At 40.1% G+C, this 8,782-nt stretch carries 9 protein-coding genes; 6 read left to right on the top strand and 3 right to left on the bottom strand.

All coding sequences use genetic code 11. The features are described 5' to 3' along the window. Window positions 1-331 precede the first annotated feature (331 nt). Window positions 332-1,747 carry a sensor domain-containing diguanylate cyclase gene (locus tag OCI93_RS19240; protein WP_261627079.1) on the top strand — a complete coding sequence of 472 codons (1,416 nt, stop codon included), beginning with the start codon at window positions 332-334 and terminating at the stop codon, window positions 1,745-1,747. Window positions 1,748-1,758: 11 nt separating this feature from the next. On the opposite strand, the gene ylqF is transcribed toward OCI93_RS19240, so the two are convergent. Beyond that, on the bottom strand, window positions 1,759-2,703 hold the full coding sequence (gene ylqF / locus OCI93_RS19235) for a ribosome biogenesis GTPase YlqF (protein WP_261627077.1): 945 nt from the start codon (window positions 2,701-2,703) through the stop codon (window positions 1,759-1,761). Between the two features lie 172 nt (window positions 2,704-2,875). Then, window positions 2,876-3,922, bottom strand: a complete 1,047-nt coding sequence (locus tag OCI93_RS19230) for a DUF21 domain-containing protein (RefSeq protein ID WP_261594740.1) — start codon at window positions 3,920-3,922, stop codon at window positions 2,876-2,878. Window positions 3,923-4,126: 204 nt separating this feature from the next. Here OCI93_RS19230 and OCI93_RS19225 point away from each other — a divergent pair, with 204 nt between their 5' ends. The 5 genes from OCI93_RS19225 to OCI93_RS19205 all read left to right on the top strand — a co-directional run bounded on the left by OCI93_RS19225 (window position 4,127) and on the right by OCI93_RS19205 (window position 8,431). Further along, complete coding sequence (locus OCI93_RS19225; protein ID WP_261594741.1) at window positions 4,127-4,984, top strand: mechanosensitive ion channel family protein; 858 nt, start codon at window positions 4,127-4,129, stop codon at window positions 4,982-4,984. After that, the gene (locus OCI93_RS19220) at window positions 4,981-5,820 is read left to right on the top strand and encodes a magnesium transporter MgtE N-terminal domain-containing protein (RefSeq protein ID WP_261627075.1); all 840 of its coding nucleotides are present in this window, start codon (window positions 4,981-4,983) and stop codon (window positions 5,818-5,820) included. The genes OCI93_RS19225 and OCI93_RS19220 overlap by 4 nt, the downstream gene beginning before the upstream one ends. Before the next feature lie 9 nt (window positions 5,821-5,829). Beyond that, on the top strand, window positions 5,830-7,164 hold the full coding sequence (locus tag OCI93_RS19215; protein ID WP_261594743.1) for a magnesium transporter: 1,335 nt from the start codon (window positions 5,830-5,832) through the stop codon (window positions 7,162-7,164). A gap of 101 nt (window positions 7,165-7,265) precedes the next feature. Continuing rightward, complete coding sequence (locus tag OCI93_RS19210) at window positions 7,266-7,802, top strand: YaeQ family protein (protein ID WP_261594744.1); 537 nt, start codon at window positions 7,266-7,268, stop codon at window positions 7,800-7,802. A gap of 8 nt (window positions 7,803-7,810) precedes the next feature. Next, entirely contained in the window at window positions 7,811-8,431 is a 621-nt protein-coding gene (locus tag OCI93_RS19205) for a PGAP1-like alpha/beta domain-containing protein (protein WP_261594745.1), read from the top strand. Here OCI93_RS19205 and OCI93_RS19200 read toward each other — a convergent pair. Further along, window positions 8,428-8,637, bottom strand: coding sequence for a hypothetical protein (locus OCI93_RS19200; RefSeq protein ID WP_261594746.1), 210 nt, complete (start codon window positions 8,635-8,637; stop codon window positions 8,428-8,430). The genes OCI93_RS19205 and OCI93_RS19200 overlap by 4 nt on opposite strands. Window positions 8,638-8,782: the final 145 nt, after the last annotated feature.

The raw sequence follows: 8,782 nt of genomic DNA, 5'->3' as shown, positions 1-8,782 counted from the left end.
AATCAATCTCAACAAGGCGAGATTGACGGCTCGCTTTGTTAGGTAATTCATATTGTTTCTCGACCCTGAAACACACGTGTGGCGCACGTAAACAGCCAAAGGTTAAGTCTGTTTGTAACAACGCCCCTTGATACAAACATATTAACTTACTCACTATTTTACTTGCTACATTGCTCATATCGGTGACGGTAGATATGATACTAAAAAGCCCCTTGTGGGCTTTTTTTACTTCCAAACAACTATTTTTATAGCTGTAATTGACTGTAATCGACTATAAAAACGACACACTGTATTATGCTTGCCACTTCAAGCGTGAATAACAATAATACCCATGGACCATGCTCGACGCCGCTGTAACATTACTTTGACCTTGTTGTTATTAGCTGGGTTTACTTTTACGAGCTGGTTTAGCTTTCATATGGCACATAATTCACTGAGTGAAGGGATTATCGATGAAACGCTTCCCCTCACCAGCCATGTCATCAGTACTGATTTGCAAAAGCAGTTACAAGGCCCCATTTATGTTGCCCAAAGTATGGCGCAAAATCATTTTATACACTTATGGCTTAAAAATGGCAGTGCTAATAGCGAGCAGTTATTTGCTTTTTTAAACAAGACTAAAACATTGTTTAAAAGTAAAACCAGCTTTTTAGTCGATCATAGCACTCAGACTTATTATCACTTTGATGGTCAAGCACACCAGCTTAATTTTAGTTCACCCGAGTCTGATTGGTACAAGGCTACTATTGAAGAGTCGCAACGTGATTACGTCTTGAATGTTGATGCTTCACCACAGGATAACTTTAGTCCAATAGTCTATGTTAATCATAAAATTATAGTTAACAACGCACTATTAGGTGTCACTGGGGTTGGTATTCAACTCAGTGACTTGCAGCAACTTATTACACATTACCAGCAGCAATATAAACGAAAAATTTACTTTGCAGATCATCAAGGCAGGTTAATTTTTTATAACCAATCAAAACTACCAAACCACACTTTAGCGTCTGAGTTTGCCTCGCACCATAGCGAGATAATAAGTCGGCCACACTATAAATTTTCAATCAATAAGCAAGGAGTACAGCGACTCATAAACAGCCGCTATATACCTGATTTAGGCTGGCACTTAATGGTCGAACAAACGTTCACCCCTGAAACCAGTTTAACCGATGCTTTGTTTGCAAATCTATTACTCGGTGGTGTTATTACTCTGTGTATTCTCGCTATTGCACAACTGACATTTAATCAATATCAAACACGTTTAGAGTCCATTGCTCTGACTGACAAGCTATGTAATGTTTTAAATCGTCAAGCTTTTGAACCACAATTGCAGCGCCATATACAACGAGCACAAAACAGCAGAGTCCCTTTGAGTTTATTGTTGTTAGATATTGATCACTTTAAACAAGTAAACGACCAGTATGGGCATTTGGTTGGCGACCAAGTACTAAAGCACTTTGCTAAGCTATGCAAATCTGTTGCTCGTAATAACGATATTTTATGCCGTTGGGGTGGAGAGGAGTTTATGATTCTAATGCCAAACTCTTCCATAAAACATGCAGAACAACTCAGTGAGCGTTTGCGTACTGCTTTAGCTACGTGTGATTGCGAAGTATCTATCACCATCAGTATCGGGGTTGCTCAATACCAACCCCAAGAATCAGAAGATGACTTTATTAAACGTGCAGATGATGCGCTTTACCGAGCAAAAAGGCTAGGACGCGATAGAAGTGAACTTGCTGCATAGCGCAGACACACTTACCGCCTGTTTTTGCGCGCACGAGCTCGACGCTGTTTTTTCTCATCTTCTTTTGCCGCTTTTTTCGCCTCAGCAGCTTCACGCAACTGCGCAACCATCACTTCTTCTTCTTCACGCATCTGTGGCGTTTCCATGGTAATACGACCAATAATCGCGTCACGTAACTCGTTAATTAAGATTTCAGACATTTTATGGGTATCAATTTGATTCCCGCCACGAATACAGCCGCGTTTTTTGCCTGCCATCTCCATAAATTCCCAGTCGTGCTCTGGTAGCTCCACTATTTTGTAACGTGCTTTGAGCAGCTCAGGGTATGCTTGTATAAGATATTCTGCGGTGTAGCTTGCCACTTCTTCATACTCAATGGCGGTGTCTCTAATAGCGCCCGTTGCGGCTAAACGATAACCTGAATTTTCATTTTCGACTTTAGGCCAAAGCATACCCGGTGTATCGTATAACATAATGCCATCATCTAGCTTAATACGTTGTTGCGCTTTGGTCACCGCGGGCTCATTTCCAGTTTTGGCTACAATGCGCCCAGCTAAAATATTAATCAGCGTTGACTTACCCACGTTAGGAATACCCATGATCATCGCTTTAAGTTGCTTATCTGCACCCACCTTATGCGGTGCTAGCTTTTTACATAATTCATTAATTTTATGTACTTCTGCGGCTTTATCATGACCAAATGCAATGGCTTTTACGCCACTATCTTGTTCAAAGTACTGCATCCATTGCTGCGTCAAGTCTGGGTCAGCCAAATCTGCTTTATTTAGTATTTTGATGACCGGCTTATCGCCACGCAAAGCCGACACCATCGGGTTTTCACTACTGTAAGGAATACGTGCATCCAGCACTTCAATGATCACATCCATCTGCGGCATGATCTCTTTAATCTCATTACGAGCCTTATTCATATGCCCAGGAAACCACTGTATTGCCATTCTAACCACCTGTAATAAATGTACTTTTTAATATAACTCATGCTTTTATAAAACATGGGGTACTAAAAGCTTTTTATACAGCAGCAGTACCTTAGTCTGAGTGCGCATATTCTACTACAAAACACGCTTAGTTTGATCGCCATTTATGCTCATAACGTGTTTACAGTGAGAGCTATTCAAAGTTACCTATGCCTTTTAACAAACGTCCCAATACATCAGCACCTGTGATCACTCGTTGTTCTGACGTCGTCCAAACTAAAACAAGGTCATGATTAAGTACATCCGTAGATGATTCTTCAAGCTTAGAAGCATGCTTTAGCATACTAAGCGCTTCACCCAATGTGCATGCTTCATCTTTAATAATTACAGGCCGATGGCAAAATGAGTAAGGGTCAATATTAGTTGAAGTTTCGTTAATAAATGTTCTCAAATAACCATCAACATCCAATACTAATTGCGGCACCCCTTTTTGATTTGTTAATACCGCCCACTTATGGCCAGAAACATTCACGCTATTTATAAATGCTTTACCTTCTGTACTTTGACTATCAGGTATAATAGGTAAGTCCAATTTACAAGGCAGTGCAACTACACTTTTTGGGTCTAGCACTTCACCCTCTTCCATCACTGAAATTTTATCTATCTCTAAAAAATTTAATGCACCCACCCCTTCAACTTGAACAAGATCTGCTTCGTTCGCTTCTGCATGGGCAGTTATAATTGCTTTTAACTCTTCTTCTCTGAAGTACGTGATCCCCTCTTTGCCAAGCCAACCATCGAGTAATATAGCCGTTGGTCGCGCAACCAAATAAAGAACCTTTTGGTAAAAGCGGATCACCGGAGTGAGCATTGAGGCCATTTTGAGTGCATTTCTAGAAAAGTAGGCTTGCGGAAAAATTTCACCTAAAAATGTAATCACCACAGCTGAAAAGACAAATGAATACGCACCCGCAAGAATAGAATCAGAGAGCAACGTCAACAGTACGTTAATAGACACATTACCCCAAAGAATCGTCGCAAGTAAAAAGTTGGCATCCTCTCTTAAGGTCAGTATTTTCTTAGCAGTTTCGTTACCTTGTTTAAATTCTACCTCAAGTTGCAATCGACTCATGCTAAAAAACGCTAGATTTAAACCTGAGAACACAGCGCTGTGTAAAACACAAACCACTATCCCTAACCATATGAAAATATCGACACTGGCAGCTAATAAAGTGCTCATTGTGCTACACCAGCACAATCATTATTGTGATGAATTAGCATGCTATAACGCCCAAAGTAAACACTCATGATATTTTTCTCATTGTATGAACTACACTTTTAAATAAAGATGAAGTACAGCACACTCAACTAAAAAGACAAACAACTAATATTATGTGACACTGCATAAATATACCGCACCTTATCGAAACCACAGGATACTGGCATGCTTAAATGGGAAGCCATATTAAAAAATAACTACGAACAATTAGCAGGGTATTTAGTATCCTATGTACCGCAAGTTATAGGTGCGCTGCTGTTATTGCTAATCGGCTGGTTAATTGCTTCTTTGCTATCGCGATTAACCCTAACGGTTGTAGTTTTTCTTGGAAAACTCATTAATCGATTGGCTATCGGACTTTCACTTAAATCACAACTGAGTATACAACCACAACTTGCAGCCCTTATAAGTCGAGTCATATTTTGGGTCGTCATGGTTTTCTTTGCCGCTGCTGCTTTATCTAGCTTAGGCGTAGATTTTATTGCAACTTGGCTGCGTGAGTTACTCAGCTATTTTCCAAATTTACTGGCTGGCGTCTTTATCGTGTTTGCTGGTTTTGTTATTGGTAATATTAGCCGCTCAATGGCTGAAGCGACCGCACAAAGTACCGGATTAAAGCATGGTGCACGCATTGGCCTTATCACAAAATGGGTCATAATTAGTATCGCCATTGTCGTAGGTATTGAGCAACTCGGCGTCAATATTCAATTTATTAAAACACTTATTATTGTTGAAGTAGCTGTATTTAGCTTTGGTATTTCACTGGCATTTGGTTTAGGAAATCGTGATTTTGTCAAAAACTTAGTCGGTTCTCGTCAAGCGATTAAACATTTAAATATTGGTGAATACATAAAAATAGGGGGCTATGAAGGTAAAATCTTACGCTTTAATCAAACTATACTGGAACTTGAAACAGCCAATGGTCGTATATTATTACCCGGAAAAATTTATAATGACTCGCCTTGCGAGGTAATAATAGGCCATGATGTATCAGAAACTTTAGATAAGCGGACTTGTTCATGACTCAAGCGATGCTCGCCCTCACTCTGCATTTTCTTGAGTCAGAAACAACAGCTGCGGCTCGCAAGTTAGAATTAGTCAATATCGAGCATGCCGCGGAAGTGCTTGCTCTCGCTCCCCCGCAAACAGCCGTTAAAGTGCTCAAATCTATGATTGCAAGTGTTGCAGCGAAGCTATTAATACACCTCCCTGAGGCGCAAATAAAGTTATTGGTTAATACCATGGAGCTTGCTGATTTAGCAAGCATTCTGCGTCATACAGAAAAACCACTGCAAGACTCCTTTATTAACCAATTACCGCCAAGAAAGCAGCCTTTATCTAGAATGCTCGTGGCTTATCCAGAATACACCATTGGCTCAATGATAGAGACTAATGTATTAGTTGCCGACAGCCATATGAAAGTAGAAGAGTTGCTTATTCGATTAAAGTCTCGACAATATACATATTTACAGTGGGTTTATGTTGTTAATAAAAACAAAATACTACAAGGCACTGTTTTTATTGGTGATATATTACAGTCTGAACAGCAAATACGTGTCAATACATTAATCAAACATAAACCTACTTCTATTCGCGCTAGTATGGATTTAAATAGCACAATGCAGTTAGAGCTTTGGAAACATCATGATTGTGTTGCTGTTGAAAACAAGCAAAAAGAATTTATGGGCGTGCTCCATTACTCAAAACTAAGGCGTTTTAAAGCCGTCAGTAATGAGGGTAATTCTAAAATTACATCTATTTCTGAAGATTTATTTGGCGTTTATGGTGACACCATCGCCAGCATGGTTGAGTTAACGCAACCAATTAATGCAGCTTCAAGTAAGATAAAAAAAGTTTAGGGAAATCTTATGACGCCAAATTCTGTGAATTTGATTGATACAATACAGTTGCTAAATAAAGAATACATTGCAAATTTTCCATATAAAAGTGTACGCTTCATTGAAAACCTATCGGCAAAAGAAAGCGCGAGTTTACTTTCAGATCAGCCTAGCTCCGTGGTTGTTAATCTGTGGCGATATATCCCCGCAGGTCTTTGTGAGAAAATATTTATTGCACTGCCCGATGCAATGGCAATCGACGTGTTGTTTGGTATTGATAGTCACATTGCAGTCGCACTTTTAAGCAGGTTACCCGAGCAAGAGTTTGCGCGTATTATCGCTGCATTTGAGCAAACACACCCAGAAGTAGCCGCAGAATATAACGAACTATTGGCTTATCCAGATGATACCGCAGCACGCATGATGACAACCAATATCATTTGTTTTTATGCTGATACTGAAGTTAAAACTGCATTACAAAAACTACGACAGCGAAGCGCTAAAGCTGAAGAGATTATCTACATCATTGACGAACAACAAAGTATCATTGGCGAAGTTCGCTTATCTGAGTTAGTAATAAGTTCACTAGACTCAACACTGGGCTCGCTACTTAAACCTGTGCAATCAACCTTTGATGCATTAGATAGTAAGGACATGGTGATTGAGCGATTTGAGGGACACCGTAGCAGTGCTATTCCAGTTGTCGATGCGCATAAACAATTGATAGGGGCTATTCGTTTTTTTGATATTTATCAATCAACTAAGGAAGATTTAGCCACCGATATGCAAACCATGGTAGGTGTAAGTAAAGAAGAACGGGCACTATCGAGTAGTTTTTTTGCGGTCAAAAAGCGCTTACCTTGGCTACAAATCAATTTATTGACCGCATTTGCGGCTGCCGCTGTTGTGGGTGCCTTTGAAGGGCTTATTTCAGAAATTACTGCACTGGCCATTTTATTGCCTGTTGCTGCTGGTCAATCGGGCAATGCTGGCGCACAAGCTTTAGCCGTCACCATGCGTGGACTCACTCTTAGAGAGATCACAACTCGCCACTTAACAAAAATCATGCTCAAGGAACTGATAGCTGGATGCCTCAATGGCATAGCCATCGCAATTACCTGTTCGATTGCGGTCTATTTTTGGAGTGGCTCTGTCGGGCTTTCTTTAGTGATAGCGCTGGCAATGGTATCTTCGCTTGCGATTGCCTGCACCGCAGGTGCCATTGTTCCTATCGCATTAAAAAAATTCGGGATGGACCCAGCACAATCCTCTTCCATTGTATTGACAACCATCACTGATATTGCAGGGTTTATGTCATTTTTGGGTATTGCGATGCTCTTGTCAGACATGCTGCCTAGAGGCTGATATATATCGTTTGCATTGGCAAAATAGTATCTTATAAAAAATGATGTGCTCAACAAACTCACGTATACTGCGCGCATCATTTTACCTGAGTACTCATTCATATGGCGTTAAAGTCAACTATCATAAAAACACAACTGTCACTGAGTGATATGGATAGGCATATCTATCAAACACTTTCGCTTACAGCTGCACAGCACCCATCGGAAAATGAACAACGCTTGATGGTCAGGTTATTAGCTTATGCTCTGCAATATCAGGCTCAACTGGAATTCACGAAGGGACTATGTGCAGACGATGAACCCGAAATTTGGGTCAAAAATTACAGCGATGAAATCGAGTTATGGGTCGAGTTAGGCTTGCCTGATGAAAAACGCTTAAAAAAAGCCTGCAATCGTGCAAAACAAGTTGTGCTTTATACGTATGGCGAAAATAATCAAGCAATATGGTGGCAAAAAAACCAAAACAAATTAGCAGGCTTCGATAATTTGTCTGTAATAAGTTTGCCTTACTCAGCCACAAAAAAACTCGCTATCATGGCTGCACGCTCAATGTCACTGACAGTCACAGTACAAGATGGTGAAATATGGCTAAGTGATGAGCAACATAGTGTGCAGTGTGTACCTGAAATACTAAAATAGGGGTTTTTATGGCAATAAAGCGTGTCGTGGTATTACACGGTTTGTATATGTCTGGGTTTGTTATGCAACCACTTTGCGCCAAACTTACAAAAGAAGGGTTTGAGATTCTCAATCTAAGCTACAATACGCTTTCACCAGACAAACAAGCTATTTTTTCTGCCATAGATAAGTTTATTGAACGCCGTCCTACTGCTTTGGTTTGTCATTCAATGGGTGGCTTAGTCGCCAGAGCTTATTTAGAACACAATTCACAGCAAAGCCATAATGTAGAAAAAGTGATCACGCTTGGCACTCCTCACAAAGGCAGCGCGATCGCCCAACATATGCATGATAAAGGCTTCGATCTACTATTAAAAAATAGCATTGAATTTTTACTCAGTGACAATCAAAATTGGCCTTTTAATGCCAAGCTATACAGCATCGCTGGAGATCTTCCTATAGGCTTAATGCCACTGATAAAAAAAGGCAGTCGCTCAGATGGTACGGTGCTACTAGAAGAAACAAAGCTCAAAGGTATGGCTGAACATAAAGTGTTTCACCTAAGCCATACCACAATGATTTACTCACGTCAGGTGATGCAGTATATCCAACAGCTACTAATGCAAGACGATAACTATTCATCACACTAATGATCACCACTTTTTGCCACTTTATAAGCAATAAGCGCAATAACGCCCACAATTAATGGTACTGGTGCCGCAATATAACCAAACGCATCTGAGTTTGCGAAACTAGCACTTGCTAGGTGCCCTACCAAACCAACAACAAAAGCGAGCAATGCGATAACAACGACAATAATTTCTGATTTATGTTGTGAAGCTGTTTTACCTTGCATAATCCTTCTCCTAACTAAATTATTTTCTTAATGTCAGAGTGATTATGCGCTTTGTATGAAGGCTGTTTTTTGACCTAAATCAAGCCTAAAGTTTAGCCTAATTGCAGCGTAACAAGGCGTTGCTCTAGATCAACTAATATACAAT

This window comes from Pseudoalteromonas holothuriae, assembly GCF_945859825.1.
GTDB classification, from domain to species: domain Bacteria; phylum Pseudomonadota; class Gammaproteobacteria; order Enterobacterales; family Alteromonadaceae; genus Pseudoalteromonas; species Pseudoalteromonas holothuriae.
This window is presented reverse-complemented; position numbering and strand designations above follow the sequence as displayed.